The organism is Hyphomicrobiales bacterium (assembly GCA_030688605.1).
Classification (GTDB): Bacteria; Pseudomonadota; Alphaproteobacteria; order Rhizobiales; family NORP267; genus JAUYJB01.
The window spans coordinates 57,784-75,317 of the sequence record JAUYJB010000070.1 but is presented as its reverse complement, the minus strand read 5'-3'; the positions used below and the strand labels follow the sequence as shown (position 1 = coordinate 75,317).

At 65.7% G+C, this 17,534-nt stretch carries 13 protein-coding genes; 8 read left to right on the top strand and 5 right to left on the bottom strand.

Annotation, left to right across the window (positions count from 1 at the left end; translation table 11 throughout):
• Positions 1–6: 6 nt before the first annotated feature.
• Complete coding sequence (locus tag Q8P46_08675) at positions 7–1,209, bottom strand: bifunctional 2-C-methyl-D-erythritol 4-phosphate cytidylyltransferase/2-C-methyl-D-erythritol 2,4-cyclodiphosphate synthase (GenBank protein ID MDP2620237.1); 1,203 nt, start codon at positions 1,207–1,209, stop codon at positions 7–9.
• Positions 1,210–1,406: 197 nt separating this feature from the next.
• Between Q8P46_08675 and Q8P46_08670 the strand changes: the two genes are divergently transcribed.
• The 8 genes from Q8P46_08670 to hflX all read left to right on the top strand — a co-directional run bounded on the left by Q8P46_08670 (position 1,407) and on the right by hflX (position 12,868).
• Positions 1,407–2,579, top strand: a complete 1,173-nt coding sequence (locus tag Q8P46_08670; GenBank protein MDP2620236.1) for a nitrogen regulation protein NR(II) — start codon at positions 1,407–1,409, stop codon at positions 2,577–2,579.
• Positions 2,566–4,008, top strand: coding sequence for a nitrogen regulation protein NR(I) (gene ntrC, locus Q8P46_08665; protein ID MDP2620235.1), 1,443 nt, complete (start codon positions 2,566–2,568; stop codon positions 4,006–4,008). The genes Q8P46_08670 and ntrC overlap by 14 nt, the downstream gene beginning before the upstream one ends.
• 179 nt (positions 4,009–4,187) lie before the next feature.
• Entirely contained in the window at positions 4,188–6,515 is a 2,328-nt protein-coding gene (locus tag Q8P46_08660; protein MDP2620234.1) for a PAS domain-containing sensor histidine kinase, read from the top strand.
• Between the two features lie 26 nt (positions 6,516–6,541).
• Positions 6,542–7,936 carry a sigma-54 dependent transcriptional regulator gene (locus Q8P46_08655; protein MDP2620233.1) on the top strand — a complete coding sequence of 465 codons (1,395 nt, stop codon included), beginning with the start codon at positions 6,542–6,544 and terminating at the stop codon, positions 7,934–7,936.
• Between the two features lie 95 nt (positions 7,937–8,031).
• Complete coding sequence (gene trkA / locus Q8P46_08650; GenBank protein ID MDP2620232.1) at positions 8,032–9,408, top strand: Trk system potassium transporter TrkA; 1,377 nt, start codon at positions 8,032–8,034, stop codon at positions 9,406–9,408.
• Positions 9,409–9,443: 35 nt separating this feature from the next.
• Positions 9,444–10,904 (top strand): potassium transporter TrkG, encoded by a 1,461-nt coding sequence (locus Q8P46_08645; protein MDP2620231.1) that lies wholly within the window; start codon positions 9,444–9,446, stop codon positions 10,902–10,904.
• Positions 10,905–11,118: 214 nt separating this feature from the next.
• Positions 11,119–11,379, top strand: a complete 261-nt coding sequence (gene hfq, locus Q8P46_08640) for an RNA chaperone Hfq (protein ID MDP2620230.1) — start codon at positions 11,119–11,121, stop codon at positions 11,377–11,379.
• A 166-nt stretch (positions 11,380–11,545) separates the two neighbouring features.
• A complete protein-coding gene (hflX, locus tag Q8P46_08635; GenBank protein MDP2620229.1) occupies positions 11,546–12,868 on the top strand; it encodes a GTPase HflX in 1,323 nt (440 codons plus the stop codon).
• Positions 12,869–13,093: 225 nt separating this feature from the next.
• Here hflX and mazG read toward each other — a convergent pair whose 3' ends face one another.
• The 4 genes from mazG to metG form a co-directional block, all read right to left on the bottom strand.
• Complete coding sequence (gene mazG / locus Q8P46_08630) at positions 13,094–13,897, bottom strand: nucleoside triphosphate pyrophosphohydrolase (protein MDP2620228.1); 804 nt, start codon at positions 13,895–13,897, stop codon at positions 13,094–13,096.
• A 406-nt stretch (positions 13,898–14,303) separates the two neighbouring features.
• The gene (locus Q8P46_08625) at positions 14,304–15,137 is read right to left on the bottom strand and encodes an MBL fold metallo-hydrolase (GenBank protein ID MDP2620227.1); all 834 of its coding nucleotides are present in this window, start codon (positions 15,135–15,137) and stop codon (positions 14,304–14,306) included.
• Positions 15,134–15,913 carry a TatD family hydrolase gene (locus Q8P46_08620; protein ID MDP2620226.1) on the bottom strand — a complete coding sequence of 260 codons (780 nt, stop codon included), beginning with the start codon at positions 15,911–15,913 and terminating at the stop codon, positions 15,134–15,136. Before Q8P46_08620 ends, Q8P46_08625 begins: the two co-directional genes overlap by 4 nt.
• Before the next feature lie 2 nt (positions 15,914–15,915).
• Entirely contained in the window at positions 15,916–17,511 is a 1,596-nt protein-coding gene (gene metG, locus Q8P46_08615; protein ID MDP2620225.1) for a methionine--tRNA ligase, read from the bottom strand.
• Positions 17,512–17,534: the final 23 nt, after the last annotated feature.

Here is a 17,534-nt window from a genome sequence, read left to right as displayed (position 1 = left end):
GCTCCGTCATCCGTGTCCCATGGCCACCGGCAAGCGTATGGTCGCGGTCGCCTGCGCCGCGATGCCCTCGCCACGACCGGTGAAACCGAGGCCCTCGGTGGTGGTGGCCTTGACGCTGACCCGGCACTTGTCGATGCCCAGAATCCGGGCCACCGCCTCGCGCATCGCCGCCCGGTAGGGCGAAATGTACGGGGCTTCGCAGATCAGCGTCACGTCGACATGGGCGACGGACCCGCCAAGCGCCGCGACGCGTTTGGCCGCGAAGGCGAGGAAGCGGTCCGAGGAAGCGCCCCGCCATTGCGGGTCGCCGGGCGGGAAATGCTGGCCGATATCGCCGGCGCCGATGGCGCCGAGAATGGCGTCGGTGAGGGCGTGCAGGCCGACATCGGCGTCGGAATGGCCGCAAAGCCCCTGGTTTGCGTCGACCCGCACCCCGCACAACATCATATGGTCGCCAGGCCCGAGGGCATGCACGTCGAACCCGTGGCCGGTTCGCACATCGCCGGATGCGGTGATCTGTTCCATGGTCAATCTCCGGTCGGCGGCGGTCAGGTCTTCCGCCGTGGTGATCTTCAGGTTTCCCGCCTCGCCCTGCATCACGCGCACGCTCAGGCCGGCCCACTCGGCGACCGCCGCATCGTCGGTGAAATCATGGCGCTTCATCTCCGCCGCGCGATTGTGGGCGTTGAGGATGTCGGCCAGATGGAACCCCTGCGGGGTCTGCGCCACCACCAGGCCGACGCGCTCCAGGGTTTCGGTCACGACCCCATTGGCGACGCGCTTGAGGGTCTCGGTCGGCGGCATCACGGGCAAGACGGCCTTGGCGTTCTCAAGCTCGCGCATGACGCCGTTGATGAGCTTTTCCGATGCGAACGGGCGCACCGCGTCGTGGATGAGCACCTGCCGGGAATTGGAGACGTCCAGCGCCCGCAGGCCCGCACGGACCGATTTCTGCCGCGTCGCGCCGCCCGCTACCCAGGTGTACCGGCCCTCGAGACCGGCCACCGCCTCCTCATACAGCTCACGGTGGCTCGGATTGATCACCGTCACCACGCGGCTGATGCCCGGATGCGACACGAACGCCGACAACGTCCAGCGCAGCACCGGGGCGCCGCCGATCGAGCGATACTGCTTCGGCGTCCGGTCGCCCGTCTCCGAGGACACGCGCTCGCCGCGACCGGCGGCGACGATCAATGCGCTCGTCCGCATGGCTTGTCCGCCTTCCCGCGTTCAATGGGCCGCTGCACGTCCCGACTCGCCTCCATGCGCAGCATAATACGGCGCTCTTAATATTTGTTCATACAGCACATTGACTAATGATTATGCAAAAGATACGGTTGCCTAATATTTCGCCACTAGACCATTTGCGGACCTATCTGGACCCACACGGCACGGGGGGTCAAGCCATGAATAAGGCGGCGCAGAAAGCCAAAGAAACGGGGTTGGCGGCACTGGGTTCAAGTGGCGCCGATGCCGTCGTGAACGCTCTGCCGCATCCGGTGCTGCTGGTCGGCGAGGACGGCGCCATCCATTTCGCCAACGACGCGGCGGAGGCCTTCTTCAAGGTCGGCGCGGCGGTGTTGCGGCGCCAGCCGTTGAGCGAGTTTGTTCCCTTCGGCAGTCCGCTGCTGGCCCTGGTCGAGCAGGTCCGCCGGCGTGGCGCCCCGGTCAACGAATATGCCGTCGATCTCGGTACGCCGCGCAATGGCGCCGAACGGGTCGTCGACATACAGGTGGCGCCCCTGCCGGAACGGCCCGATGAGGTGCTGGTCATGCTGCAGGAGCGCACCATGGCCCAAAAGATCGACCGCCAGCTCACCCATCGCGGCGCCGCGCGCTCGGTCACCGGGCTTGCCGCGGTGCTTGCCCACGAGATCAAGAACCCGCTGTCGGGCATCCGCGGCGCGGCCCAGCTTCTGGAGAGCTCGGTCAGCGACGAAGACCGCTCGCTGACCCAGCTCATCACCGAGGAGACCGACCGCATCTGCCAGCTCGTCGATCGCATGGAGGTGTTCGGCGACCAGCGGCCGGTGGTCCGCGACGCGATCAACATCCACACCGTTCTCGACCACGTCAAACGCCTGGCCAAGACCGGCTTTGCCCGTCACATCCGGTTCGTCGAGGAATACGACCCGTCATTGCCGCCGCTGTTGGCCAACCGCGACCAGCTGGTTCAGGTGGTGCTCAATCTGATCAAGAACGCGGCCGAGGCGATCGGCCCCGACAGCCCCGACGGCGAGATCGCGCTGACCACCGCCTTTCGCCCCGGCGTGCGGCTGTCGGTGCCGGGCGCCAAGGAGCGGGTCAGCCTGCCGCTCGAATTCTGCGTCCGCGACAACGGCCCCGGCGTACCGGCCGACCTGACGCCGCACCTGTTCGATCCCTTCGTCACCACCAAGGCATCGGGCACCGGGCTCGGCCTGGCCCTCGTCGCCAAGATCATCGGCGACCATGGCGGTGTCATCGAGTGCGAATCGGTTCCGCGGCGAACGACCTTCCGGGTGCTGATGCCGATGTATTCCGACCGGATGCCGGACGAGGCGCCCGAGGCCGCGGAGGGGGCCGATGCCGAGCGGTAATATCCTGGTCGCCGACGACGATGCCGCCATCCGCACGGTGCTCATCCAGGCGTTGTCGCGAGCCGGCTACGAGGTGCGCTCGACCTCCAACGCGGCCACCCTGTGGCGCTGGATCTCGGAAGGCGAGGGCGATCTCGTCATCACCGACGTGGTGATGCCGGACGAGAATGCCTTCGAGCTTCTGCCGCGCATCAAACGGCTGCGTCCCGACCTACCGGTCATCGTCATGAGCGCGCAGAACACCTTCATGACGGCGATCCGGGCTTCGGAGCGCGGCGCCTATGAATATCTGCCGAAACCCTTCGATCTCAACGAGCTCATCGCGATCATCGGCCGCGCGCTTGCCGAGCCGCGCGCCCGCCAGGCGCCCGCCGCCGAGGAGGGCGAGAGCGAAAAGTTCCCGCTGATCGGCCGCTCGCCGGCCATGCAGGAGATTTACCGGCTGGTGGCGCGGTTGTTGCAGACCGACCTGACGGTGATGATCTCCGGCGAATCGGGGACCGGCAAGGAGCTCGTCGCCCGCGCCCTGCACGATTACGGCAAGCGCCGCAAGGGTCCGTTCGTGGCCATCAACATGGCGGCGATCCCGCGCGACCTCGTCGAAGCCGAGCTGTTCGGTCACGAGAAGGGCTCCTTCACCGGCGCACAGAACCGCGGCATCGGCCGCTTCGAGCAGGCCGAGGGGGGCACCTTGTTCCTCGACGAAATCGGCGATATGCCGATGGACGCCCAGACCCGGCTCCTACGGGTGTTGCAGCAGGGCGAATACACCACCGTCGGCGGGCGCACGCCGATTCGTACCGACGTGCGCATCATCGCCGCCACCAATCGCGACCTGCGCCAGCTCATCAACCAGGGGTTGTTCCGCGAGGATCTGTACTATCGGCTCAACGTGGTGCCGCTGCGGCTTCCGCCCCTGCGCGAACGGGTCAGCGACATTGCCGACCTGGTGCGGCATTTCTTCGCGCTTGCCGCGCGCGAGGGCCTGCCGCGCAAGGACATCGAGCCGGAAGCCCTCGACCTGCTCAAGCGGCACTGCTGGCCCGGCAATGTGCGCGAGCTGGAGAACCTGGTGCGCCGGCTCGCCGCTCTTTATCCGCAGGAGATGATCACCGCCAACCTGATCGAGAACGAGCTCAACCAAGGCCAGCCGGCGCCGGGCCTGGCGGCGGACGAGCCGGAGCAGGGGCTCGGACCCTTTCTGGAGTGGTATCTCGGCAGCTATTTCGGCGGCTTCGGCGAGGCCTTGCCGCCGGCCGGCCTCTATCACCGGTTCCTCAAGGAGGTCGAGCCGCCGCTCATCGCCGCCGCTCTGACCGCGACCGACGGCAATCAGATCAGGGCCGCCGAGCTGCTCGGCCTGAACCGCAACACGCTGCGCAAGAAGATTCGCGAGCTCAACATCCGCGTCATTCGCGGCTCGCGCTAGAGCCGTCCGCGGCCAAGTCGTTCGCTATGACGGGCAAGTGCTTTAAGCCGTGGTCATAAGCCATATTGTGATGCATTATTGCAACATTGTGATTGAACTGCTTCAGCCGCATCGGCTACATGTCGCGGTGGAAGAGGCGGATTCAAACAGCACGGCCGAGGGCGTCGGCCGCAGGGATCATGGTCGCAGTCACCAAAGAGCCGGGCCCCGGGGTCCATGAAATAGGCCCACCGATCCCCCACGCCTCCGGCAAGACCGGAAATTTCGGCGCGGCGACCGTCATCCTTGCCGTCCTGTCCGGTTTTGCCACCTTCCTGATCCTCACCGGCCTGACGCCGATCTCGCCGACCCACGAGGTCGTGGTCACGACCCTGTTGGTGAATGGGGTGCTGGTGCTGCTGCTGGTCGGCCTGATCACCTATCAGGTCGTAGGCCTCCTTCGCGCGCGCCTGCGCGGCATCGCCGGGGCCCGTTTGCATGCACGCATCGTCGGCCTGTTCGCGCTGGTCGCGGCGCTGCCGGCGATCATCGTCGCGGTGGTCGCCAGCGTCACCCTCGACCGTGGCCTGGACCGCTGGTTTTCCGGCCGCACCCAGCTGATGATCCAGAACTCGGCCAGCGTCGCCCAGGCCTATCTCGACGAGCATGCCCGCGCCATGCGCGCCGACCTAATCGCCATGGCTCACGGCGCCGAACTCGCCAAGCCGCTGTTCGAGCAGAACAAGGAGCGCTTCGACGAGCTGGTGACGGCGGAGGCCCGCCTGCACGGCCTGTCGGGCGCCTACATCATCAAGGACGACCTGACGATCCTCACCCGCTTCGTCGACCAAGAGGGCGACACCTATCCGGTGCCGCCGCCCTATGCCATCGAGGGCGCCCGCGAAGGCGAGACGGTGATTCTCGTGCCGGGACCCGACGATCAGGCGACGCAGGTCGGCGGGGTTACGCGGCTGACCAATTACGACAATGCCTATCTTTATCTCGTCCGCCGTCTCGACCCGGCGGTCATGCAGCAGGTCCGCGACACGGCGCAGGCGATCCTCAGCTATCGCGAGCTTGAGGCGCGCCGTTTCGGCGTCCAGGTAGCCTTCGGACTGATGTATGTCGGCGTATCGCTGATTCTGCTGTTGTCGGCGATCTGGATCGGCTTCTGGTTCGCCAACAAGCTGGTAGCCCCGATCCGCCGCTTGATCGGCGCGGCCCAGCTCGTCTCGCAGGGCGATCTCGAGGTTCAGGTGCCGTTCCGCCGCTCGGAGGGCGAGCTTGCCAATCTCGGCAGGACGTTTAACGACATGACCAACCAGCTGCGCACGCAACGCGGCGAGCTGCTTCAGGCCAATGAGATGCTCGACCAGCGCCGACGCTTCACCGAGGCCGTGCTCGCCGGCGCCAGTGCCGGGGTCATCGGGCTGAGCGGCGAGGGGACCGTCGACATCGTCAATCGTTCGGCGCAGACCATTCTCAAGACTAAGGCCGACGGACTGCTCGGCCGGCCGCTACGCCAGGCGATGCCCGAGATCGCGCCGCTGCTTGACAAAGCCATCCGCCACCGGCAGCGCCTGGTCAGCGGACAGATCGATTTGCGTCGCGACGGCGAGGAGCGCAACATCACCGTGCGCGTAACGACGGAGGGGACGGGACAGGACGAACGCCGCTATGTCGTCACCCTCGACGACATTACCGAGCTGGTCAGCGCCCAACGCACATCGGCCTGGGCCGACGTGGCGCGGCGCATCGCCCACGAGATCAAGAACCCGCTGACGCCGATTCAGCTTTCCGCCGAGCGGCTCAAGCGCAAATATGCCGGTACGATTACGCAGGACCGGGAGGTGTTCGAGCAATGCACCGACACCATCATTCGGCAGGTCGGCGACATCGGCCGCATGGTCGACGAGTTTTCGTCCTTTGCGCGCATGCCCAAAGCGGTTCTGGCCGAGGTTGACATCGCCGACGCCGTGCGCCAGGCGGCATTTCTGATCGGCGTCGGCCGCGACGATCTCAAGATCGGCGTCGACGCGCCGCAGGGACCGATCATCGGCATTTGCGACCGGCGGCTGCTGACCCAGGCGGTGACCAATCTGGTCAAGAATTCCGCCGAGGCGCTCGCCGCCGCCGACATGGCCGACGGCGAGACGCCGTGGATCGAGGTCAAGCTTGCCGCCACCGACGACGCCATCACCATTGCGGTAACCGACAATGGCTGCGGCTTTCCGAAGGAGAACCGGCACCGGCTGCTCGAGCCCTATATGACGACGCGGGAAAAGGGCACCGGTCTCGGATTGGCGATCGTCCGCCGCATCATCGAGGACCATGGCGGAACCGTAACGCTTGCCGATGCGCCGCAGGTCGCCGCAGGCGGCCACGGCGCGCAGGTCACGCTGCACTTCCCCCGCCATGGCCCGGCCGTGGCCGATGCCGGCGGCGCCGATCGGGCCACACGCCCGCGCGGAGAGCCCAAGCAAGCGGAACCGGCCGAGGCGGCGGCCCATGAATCTGCGCCAGAGTAAACAGCGAGCCGGACAGGACCACCGAGATGCGCTCCGATATCCTGATCGTTGACGACGAGGCCGACATCCGCGAGTTGGTCGCCGGGATCCTCAAGGATGAGGGCCACACGACGCGGCTTGCCGCCGACAGCGACCGGGCGCTGAAGGAAATCGAGGCGCGACGGCCCGCGCTCATATTCCTCGATATCTGGCTGCAGGGCAGCCGGCTCGACGGCCTCGATCTGCTTGACGTGATCAAAGAGGACAATCCGGAGGTGCCGGTGGTGATCATCTCCGGGCACGGAAATATCGAGACCGCGGTCTCGGCGATCAAGCGCGGCGCCTATGACTATATCGAAAAGCCGTTCAAGGCCGACCGGCTGGTGCTGGTGGCGCAACGCGCGCTGGAGGCCTCGAGCCTGAAGCGAGAGGTGAAGGACCTCAAGGTGCGCACCGGCGCGGAAACGCGGCTGGTAGGCTCCTCGCTCGCCGTCAGCCAGCTACGCGCCCAGATCGAAAAGGTCGCGCGCACCAACAGCCGCATCCTGATCACCGGGCCCTCGGGCTGCGGCAAGGAGTTGAGTGCGCGCACGCTGCATGCCATGTCGAACCGCGCCGAAGGCCCCTTCCTGGTGCTGAACGCGGCGGCCATGGAGCCGGAGCGCATGGAGGTCGAGCTGTTCGGCACGGAGGAAAATCCGCGCGGCCAGCCCATGGTCGGCGCGCTCGAGGCGGCCCACGGCGGCACCCTCTATATCGACGAGGTCGCCGACATGCCGCGCGAGACGCAGGCCAAGATTCTGCGCGTCCTGGTCGATCAGAATTTTCTGCGCGTCGGCGGCTCGGCGCGCGTGCATGTCGATGTGCGCATCATTTCCTCCTCCAGCCGCGACCTCGACAAGGAAATCCGCAACGGCCGCCTGCGCGAAGACCTCTACCACCGCCTGAGCGTGGTGCCGATTCGTGTCCCCAGCCTCGCCGAGCGGCGCGATGACATTCCGGAGCTGGTGGATTATTTCATGGCCCAGATCTCGCGCGCCACGGGGCTCGCGATACGCAAGGTCGGCGGCGACGCCATGGCCGTCATCCAGTCCCACGACTGGCCCGGCAATGTGCGCCAGCTGCGCAACAATGTGGAGCGGCTGATGATCCTCGCCGGCGGCAATCCGGACACGGTGATTACCGCCAATCTCCTGCCGGCCGAGGTCGGCGGAACGCTGCCGCCGTCGCCGAACGGCGCCGGCGGCGAGCAGCTCATGGCCATGCCGCTGCGCGAGGCGCGCGAATTCTTCGAGCGCGAATATCTCATCGCCCAGATCAGCCGCTTCGGCGGCAATGTTTCCAAGACGGCGGAATTCGTCGGAATGGAGCGCTCGGCGCTGCACCGCAAGCTCAAATCGCTCGGCGTCGGCACGCAGGAACGGGCGGTGGAGAGCGGGTGAGGGAAGGAGCCCATCGACGATGGGCTTGACCCGGACGCCGCGATCGGCCATCTCGGCGTGGCAAAGCTTGTGCAAGGCGCGCTGGGCGGGGACCCATGAAGGTCATCATATGCGGGGCGGGGCAGGTCGGCTTCGGTATTGCCGAACGGCTGTCGGCTGAGGCCAACGACGTTTCCATCATCGACAGCTCGCCGCAGCTCATCCAGACCATTTCCGACACGCTCGACGTGCGCGGCTTTGTCGGCCACGGCTCGCACCCCGACGTGCTGCATCAGGCCGGCGGCAGCGACGCCGACATGATCATCGCCGTGACGCTGCACGACGAGGTCAATATGGTCGCCTGCCAGGTCGCCCATTCGTTGTTCAAGATTCCGACCAAGGTGGCCCGGGTGCGCGCCCAGAGCTATCTGCAAGAGCAATGGCGCGACCTGTTTTCGCGCGACAACTTGCCGATCGACGTGATCATCTCGCCGGAGATCGAAGTCGGCGAGATGGTCTTGCGCCGGCTGGCCCTGCCGGGCGCCTTCGACGTCATGAGCTTCGCCGAAGGCGAGATCGCGGTCGTCGGGGTGACCTGCGAGGAGGACTGTCCGGTCGTCGATACGCCGCTCGCCCAGCTCACCGAACTGTTTCCCGACCTGAGGGCGGTGGTCGTCGGCATCGTTCGCGACGACCATATCTTCGTGCCGCGCTCGAGCGACCAGATGCTGGTCGGCGACGCGGTTTATTTTGTCGCCGTCCGCGCCGAGGTCGAGCGGACGCTCTCGATCTTCGGCCATGAGGAGAAGCAGGCAAGCCGCGTGATCATCGCCGGCGGCGGCAATATCGGCCTGTTCGTGGCCCGCGAGCTTGAGGCGCGCGGCAGCCGGGCGCGGGCCAAGATCATCGAAGCCTCGCGCAACCGCGCGATCGCCATCGCCGACGACCTGTCGCGCACGGTGGTGCTGCATGGCAGCGCGCTCGACGAGGAGATCCTTCGCGAGGCGGATGTCGAACAGGCCGACACCATGGTCGCGCTGACCAATGACGACCAGGTCAACATCCTTTCCTCGGTCATGGCCAAACGGCTCGGCTGCCGCCGCGCCCTGTCGCTGATCAACAATGCCGGCTACGTTTCAATTCTGCGGTCCCTGGGCATCGACGCCCACGTCGATCCGCGTGCCGTGACCATGTCGAAAATCCTGCAGCATGTGCGCCGCGGCCGCATTCGCGGCGTGCATACGGTGCACGAGGGGCAGGCGGAGGTGCTGGAGGCCGAGGCGCTGGATACCTCGCCGCTGATCGGCCAGCCGCTGCGCGAGGTCTCCCTGCTCGACGGCATGCGCATCGGCGCCATCTATCGCCAGGGTCAGGTGATCATTCCGCGCGGCGATACGCAGATCAACGCCCATGACCGCATCGTCATCTTCGTGCTCGCCGACAAAGTGCCCCAGGTCGAGCAGATGTTCCGCGTCAGCTTCGAGTATTTTTAGAGCATGATCTGGAGGCAACTTGGCGGAGAGGACACTTGGCCGAGATATTCTACGTTTCGGGCTTGTTGATCGGCTTGGTCGCGGTGGCGATGGTGGTGCCGGCGCTGCTCGCCGCGAGCCTCGGCGAAAGCGCGATGAGCCAGATTTTTCTGATCAGCGCCGCTCTCGACCTGTTCGTCGCCGGCGGCCTGATCTTCGGCCTGCACGGCCGCGAACGGCGGCTGAAACGCGCCGAGCTGATGGTTCTCGGCATCCTCACCTTCGCCGTGGTGCCGATCTTCGCGGCGCTGCCGCTGGCGCTCTCAGAGCAGTTCGACACGCTGCTCAAGGCCTATTTCGAGGCCGTGTCCGCCTTCACCACCACCGGCGCCACCACGCTTGCCCAGATTGACGGGGTACCGCGGGCGATCGTGCTGTGGCGCGCCATGCTCGAGTGGATCGGCGGCGGCGCCAGCCTGCTCGCCATCGTGCTGATTCTGGCCCCGGCGCGCCTCGGCGGCACGCCGGACACCCCGCTGCGCTTCGTGGAAAGCGGCGCGCGCACTGAGCGCGCGCATATCCTCGGCACGGCGGTCCGCGTGCTACCGCCCTATCTCCTAACCTCGCTCGTCTGCTTCATTCTTCTCGCCGCCATTGGGTTGCCGACGTTCGATGCGGCGTGCCTAACGTTCTCGACGCTTTCGACCGGCGGTCTGATGCCGCGCGACGGCACCCTGGCGATCTATGAATCGCGAGGCGTCGAGGCGATTCTCGGCCTGTTCATGTTTGTCGGCGCGACCAGCATCGTCTGGCAACGCATGCTCATGAGCGGGCGCTGGCAGGCGCTCAGGGAATACCGCGAGAGCCATTGGATCGCGGCAGCGGTGGTCGGCCTCGGCGTCTTTTTTGCGGCGGGGTTTTATCTCGGCATCGACGGCCCCTCAGGGCTGAGCGTTGCCGAATCGGCCTGGAAGGGGCTGATAACTTCGGTCTCGGTGATCTCGACCAGCGGCTTCGAAGTGCGAGAAGGGGGCTTTGCCGCCGTGGCGTTGCCGTTGCTGTTGGCCATGCTGATGCTTGGCGGGGGTGGTTTCTCGACTGCCGGCGGCGTCAAGTTCTACCGCCTCGGCGCCATGCTCAACCAGGCCTCCGGCGAGCTCGGCCGCCTGGTTTATCCGCACGGCGTTCGCGGCGCCCGATTCGGCAGCCAGCCTTACGATCTGCAGGTCATGAAAGCGATCTGGACCGGCTCCATGGCCTATCTCGGGGCGGGCGCGGTGACGCTGATGTTGCTGGCGCTGTTCGGCGAGTCCTTCGATCAGGGCCTGGTCGCCGCCATCGCCGCGCTGAGCAATGCAGGGCCTGTCTATTCCGGCTTGGCGGCGGCGCAGGGCTGGACCGCTTATGCCCATATGGAGCCGGCCTATCTGAGCGTCATCACCTTCGCGATGATCATCGGCCGGCTTGAAATCATCGCCGTATTCGCGCTTTTCAACCCGCTCTATTGGCGCTCCTAGAGCGTTGGGGCGGCTCGCGATTGCATGCCGCGCCGCGAAGCTGCCGGCAGCGGGCGGGTCATAAACAGAGGAAATTGGAATTGTCACTTGCGCTAAGCCTGATTCTTGCCCTCTAATAGAAAAAAGAGCGGGGGATGATGACTGATTTGCAAAGGTGTCGCAGAGGCAGTCCTCGGCAATTTTGAACAAGCCGCAAAAAAGTAGGGCGACCATCATGGCTGCGGAGAAATCGCAAAACCTGCAGGACACATTTCTTAATCATGTACGCAAGAACAAGACATCGCTGACGATTTTTCTCGTTAATGGTGTCAAGCTTCAAGGAGTTGTCACCTGGTTCGATAATTTTTGCGTGTTGCTGCGCCGCGACGGACACTCGCAACTCGTCTATAAGCATGCGATTTCCACCATCATGCCGGGTCAGCCCGTGCAGCTTTTCGAGCCCACTGAAGAGGCCGGCGAGGAAACGACCGATTAGAGCGTTCCGCGAACCGATGGCTCCATATGATCGGAGAAGGCCCTAGTTGCGCGTTCGTGCACGAGGCGACCTGAAGAAGGCGGCGGCCGACGACGCCAGGGCGCGACCGAGGCGCAGGGAAGAACGCACCGGCCAGCCGGTTCGCGCGTTCGTGGTTTGTCCACTTATCAAGCCGTCAGGCCCCGACCCCGGCAAGGGGGCGGGGGAAGGGGTGCCGCGCGCCCGCATCCGCTCGCCCGAGGCGCGTCTCGAGGAGGCCGTCGGCCTCGCCGAAGCGATCGACGTGAAGGTCGTGGAGCGCGGCCTCGTCAACCTGCCGCATCCACATGCTGGCACGCTGTTCGGCGCCGGCAAGGTCGAGGAAATCAAGGCTGTTCTCCACGCCGAGGAGATCGAGCTGGTCGTCGTCGACGGCCCGGTTTCGCCGGTTCAGCAGCGCAATCTTGAGCGCGCCTGGGGGGCCAAGGTGATTGACCGCACCGGCCTGATCCTGGAGATCTTCGGCCGCCGCGCCCGCACCAAGGAGGGCCGGCTTCAGGTCGAGCTGGCCCATCTCAGTTATCAGAAGACCCGGCTGGTGCGCTCCTGGACCCATCTGGAGCGCCAGCGCGGCGGCTTCGGCTTTCTCGGCGGTCCGGGAGAGACCCAGATCGAGGCCGACCGGCGCGTCATCCAGGAGCGAATCACCCAGATCGAGCGGCAGCTGGAAAAGGTCCGCCGCCGGCGCGAGCTGCAGCGCAAGGGTCGCCGCCGCGTGCCCTATGCGATCGTCGCGCTGGTCGGCTACACCAATGCCGGAAAATCGACCTTGTTCAATCGATTGACCGATTCCGAGGTCGCCGCGGAAGACCAGCTTTTCGCCACCCTCGATCCGACCCTGCGGGCCGTGGCGCTGCCCAGCGGGCGCACCGTCATCCTGTCGGACACGGTGGGCTTCATCTCCAACCTGCCGACCCACCTGGTGGCGGCCTTCCGCGCCACGCTCGAAGAGGTGACCGCGGCCGACCTGATCGTCCATGTGCGCGATTTTTCCCATCCCGATACGGCGGCGCAGGCCGCCGACGTCACCGCGGTGCTCGGCCAGCTCGGGGTCGATACAGCGGCTGAACGGCGCATCATCGAGGTGTGGAACAAGATCGACCTGCTCGACGGCCAGACGCGCGTGCAGCTGCTCGGCCAGGCGGCGCGCAAGGCCAATGTGGTCGCCGTCTCGGCGCTGACGGGCGAGGGGCTCGACGCGCTGCGCTTGCGCATCGCGGACTGCCTCGGCATCGGTGCCGGCACCTACACGGTGCTGCTCAAGCCGGAGGAGGGCGGCCGTCTAAACTGGCTTTACGAGCACTGCGACGTCCGCGCGCGGACGAGCGAGACCGACGGCCGCGTTCGCCTGCGCGTCGGCGTTCCCCGACTCGAGCGCGACCTGTTCCTGCGCCGCTTCGCTGCCGAAATCGAGGTCAAGTCGGGCGAGGAAGCGGTGCGCGCCCACTAGAGCGCATTCCGAAAAGTGGGAACCGGTTTTCGGACAAAAATGCGCGTCAAATAAAGAAGTTAGAGCGCTTTGAGTGACTCCGGTTTCACGAAATGCGCTCTGGCGCGAGATGAGGAAAAGTGGGAACCGGTTTTCCGCCCGCATCCCGCTCTATCTTATTGGAATCGATCACGTTGTATGATTTTCGATCGATTCGATCCAAAATCATCGTGATCTGGGCCGCGGTCATCTCGGCCCTTCGGCGGCCTTGGCCGCCTGCCATTCTTCTTCCAGCTCGTCGAGCGTGCAGGCCGCAGGCGTGCGCCCGCTCAATGCCAGACGCATTTCCATGGCCGCAAAGCGGCGCTGAAACTTGGCGTTGCCGGCGCGCAAGGCCGCTTCCGGATCGACGGAAAGATGGCGCGCGAGGTTGGCGACGGCAAACAGGAGGTCGCCCAGTTCCTCGCTGACGGCGTCTTTCGCCGCCCCGGCGTCCAGTTCGGCCTCGAGCTCGCCGATCTCCTCGCGCAGCTTGGCGATGACCTGGCGGGCATCGTTCCAATCGAAGCCGACGCGGGAAGCCTTCTTCTGCAGCTTGACGGCGCGGGTGAGGGCGGGGAGGGCGGCGGCAACCCCTTCCAGCGCGCTTGGCGCCGCGCTGTCCCGGCCTGACCGCTCGTCCGCCTTGATCCGCTCCCACATGCCCTTGACCGCTCCGGCCGAGCGCGCCTCGGCGTCTCCAAAGACGTGCGGGTGGCGGCGGATCAACTTTTCGGTGATGGCGAATACGACGTCGCCGAAATCGAAAGCGTTTCGCTCCGCCGCCATTTGCGCATGGTAAACGACCTGCAGCAGCAAATCGCCGAGCTCGTCGGCGAGCGCCACCATGTCGCCGCGCTCGATCGCCTCGGCAACCTCATAGGCCTCTTCGATAGTGTAGGGGGCAATGGTGGCGAAGTCCTGCTCGATGTCCCACGGGCAACCGGTCTCGGGATGGCGCAGCGCTCGCATGATTTCGATCAGTCGATCGATGTGCTTCGACGGTGCGATGGGGCTTTCATCCGGCATGGTCCGTGTTTCCCGTTATGCTCCGTTCATGGGTCGCTCATGGTTCTCGCCGAGGCCGGCCGGCGAGGCAAGCCCTCGTGCGGCGCTTTGGCAGCCGCAGCCCTGCGGAGGGGGACCGGCGCAGCGAGGCGGCCGGCGCGGCCTGCTTACGGCTGTTTTGGCGGCAGCCTTAATGGATGATTCGCATAAGATATATTATGTAACATTTATCCCTTGGCCTTGGGGGCCTTGAAAGCGTTAACGGCCCTGGAAGCGTTAACGGGCGCGCCGACATCGCGCCCCACGCGGCAGCGCCCTGAGGGTACTTCGAGTGATGCGCAGCGCGACGGGAAACAGAGGGATGACGTGAGAAGGCGCCCCGGCCGCCCGCCGGCACGCGACCTGAGCCCTACTCCAGGCCCGAGGACAATGCTGCCGGCAATACCGCCTCGGTCTCCACCACCAGCCCGTCATAGGCGGGCTCCGTCCCTTCGGGCAGCTCGCCGCGCAGCGTCTCGTAATCGAGATCGACATGCATGTTGGTGAGGAATGCCCGCCTCGGCTTGACACGCTCGATCCATCTGAGCGTATCGGCGAGCGCGAAATGGCTCGGATGCGGCGTGCGCCGCAACGCGTCGACAATCCAGACGTCGAGACCCTCGAGTGCGGCGAGCGAGGCATCGGGGATGTCGCTCACGTCGCAGGAATAAGCGATATTGCCGAACCGGAAGCCGAGCGTGCGGGTGGGGCCGTGCGCCTGCTCGAAGGGCAGTACCGCAATCTCGCCTCCGGCGCCGTTAACCATAAGGGCACGGCTCGGATCGATTCTGTGCAGGTCAAGGATCGGCGGATACGGGCTGCCCTCCTGGGTTTCGAAGCAATAACCGAAGCGCTGGCGCAGGACGGTCTCGGTGTCCTGCGACATGTATACATCGACGTGACGGCGGCCGTTGAAGGCGACCACGCGCAGATCGTCGATGCCGTGGGTGTGGTCGGCATGGTCGTGGGTAAAAAGGACTCCGTCGAGCCAGGAGATGCCGGCATCGAGGAGCTGGGCGCGCATGTCGGGCGCCGTGTCGACGAGGACAGCGGTCTGCCCCTCCGCGGCCTTTCGCTCGACCAGAACCGAGCAGCGCCTGCGCCGGTTGCGCGGATTTTCGGGATCGCAGAGGCCCCAATGATTGCCGATGCGCGGCACGCCGCCCGACGAACCGCACCCCAATACGGTAATTTTCAAACTCATGCCCTGGGGACCGCGCTGAACAGGCGGAAGAAATTGCCGCTCGTGCGCGCCGCGATCTCGTCGAGGCCGACACCGCGGACCTCGGCCAGAACCTCGGCGGTGTGGCGCACATAGGCGGGCTCGTTGCGCTTGCCCCGATAAGGCTTCGGCGCGAGATAAGGCGCGTCGGTCTCGACCAGCAGCCGGTCGATCGGCAAATCGCGGGCGATTTCGCGCAAGGCCTCGGACTTCTTGAACGTCAATATGCCGGAGAAGGACACGTAGAGACCCAGCGCGACGCCCCTTTCGGCAAGGCCGCGGGCCGACGAGAAGCAGTGCAGCACGGCGGAAAACGGCCCTTTCGCCATCTCCTCTTCCAGGATCTCCGCCGTCTCGTCCTCCGCCTCGCGGGAGTGGATGACGAGCGGCAGTCCGGTGCGCCGCGCCGCCTCGATATGGGTGCGGAAGCTTGCCCGCTGCATCTCGCGCGGGCTGTGGTCGTAGTGGAAATCGAGCCCCGCCTCGCCGATCGCCACCACTTTCGGGCGCTCGGCCACGCGCGCCAGATGCTCCGCCGTCACCTCCGGCTCTTCGGCCGCATTGTGCGGATGGGTTCCGACCGAACAGTAGACCTGAGGAAATCTCTCAGCGATTGCATGCACATGATCGAATTTTTTGACGCGTGTGCCGATGCTCACCATGCGCGTCACGCCGGCGGCTTCGGCACGCTTCACCACGCCGTCGAGATCGTCGGCGAAATCCGGAAAGTCGAGATGGCAGTGGCTGTCGACCAGCATCCTCAAGCCTTTTGCGCCCGATCTTTTCGCGTCCCGGTCGAAGTCTTGCCGCTCCCCGCCTCTTCTTCCACGTAGCGCGGGAAGACCGGCCGCGGCGCGGGCAGGCGCACGCCGGGCGCAAGCCGGCTGGCGGAGCCGAGGCCTGCAAAAGAGCGCACGCCCTCCCCCACGCCGAGCAAATCCAACAGTGCGGCTGAAGCCTGGGGCATCACCGGCTGGGTCAGGACGGCGATCTGCCGCAGCACTTCCGCCGTCACATAAAGCACCGTGCCCATGCGCTCAGGATCGGATTTCCTCAGCGCCCACGGTTCCTGCGCGGCAAAATAGCGGTTCGTCGCGGCGACGACCCGCCAGACCGCTTCGAGCGCCAAGTGGATTGCCTGCTCGCGCATTGCCTTATGGGCCTCCCCGGCGAGGCCGTCGGCGGCGGCGAGCATTGCCTCGTCCTCCTTGGAAAAGGGTCCTGGCGCGGGCAGCGTTCCGTCCAGGTTCTTGGCGACCATCGACAGCGAGCGCTGGGCGAGATTGCCGAGATCGTTGGCGAGATCGGCGTTGATCCGCTGCACGATTGCCTCGTGGCTGTAATTGCCGTCCTGTCCGAAAGGCACCTCGCGCAGGAAGAAATAGCGCAACTGGTCGACGCCGTAATGCTCGCTGAGCGCGAACGGATCGATGACGTTGCCGACGGATTTCGACATCTTTTCGCCGCGGTTGAACAGAAACCCGTGGCTGAACACCCGCCGCGGCAGGGCGACGCCGGCCGACATCAGGAAGGCCGGCCAATAGACCGCGTGGAAGCGCAGAATGTCCTTGCCGATGACGTGGATGTCGGCCGGCCAGTAGCGCTTGAATTGGGAGCTGCCGACGTCGGGATAGCCAACGCCGGTGATATAGTTGGTCAGCGCGTCGACCCACACATACATGACGTGGCGGTCATCGCCCGGCACGCGCACACCCCAATCGAGCGTCGCGCGCGAGACCGACAGGTCCTGCAAACCGCCCTTGACGAAGCTGATCACCTCGTTGAAGCGCTCCTTGGGCAGCACGAAATCGGGATTTGCCGCGTAGTGGGCGAGCAGCCGGTCCTGATAGGCGGAGAGGCGGAAGAAATAGGATTCCTCCTCGGTCCATTCGACCGGCGAGCCGCTGGGCCCGCGGCGCACGCCGTCGTCTCCGACTTCCGTCTCGTTTTCCGCGTAATAGGCCTCGTCGCGCACCGAATACCAGCCCGAATAGGTGCCGAGCGTGATGTCGCCCGCCTCCTGCATGCGCTGCCAGATGGCCTGCGAAGCGCGGTGGTGGCGCGGCTCCGTGGTGCGGATGAAATCGTCATTGGAGCAATTGAGCCTGGCGACCATCTTCTGAAACAGCGGCGTGTTGCGGTCGGCAAGCTCGCGCGGCGTGATGTTTTCCTTCGCCGCCGTCTGCGCCATCTTCAGCCCATGCTCGTCGACGCCGGTGAGGAAGAACACGTCATAGCCGTCGAGCCGCATGAAGCGGGCGATGGCGTCGGTCGCGATCGCCTCGTAGGCGTGGCCGATATGCGGCGGGCCATTGGGATAGGAGATGGCCGTTGTGATGTAGAATTTGTCGGTCATGGCGTGCGCTGCGCTCTGGATCT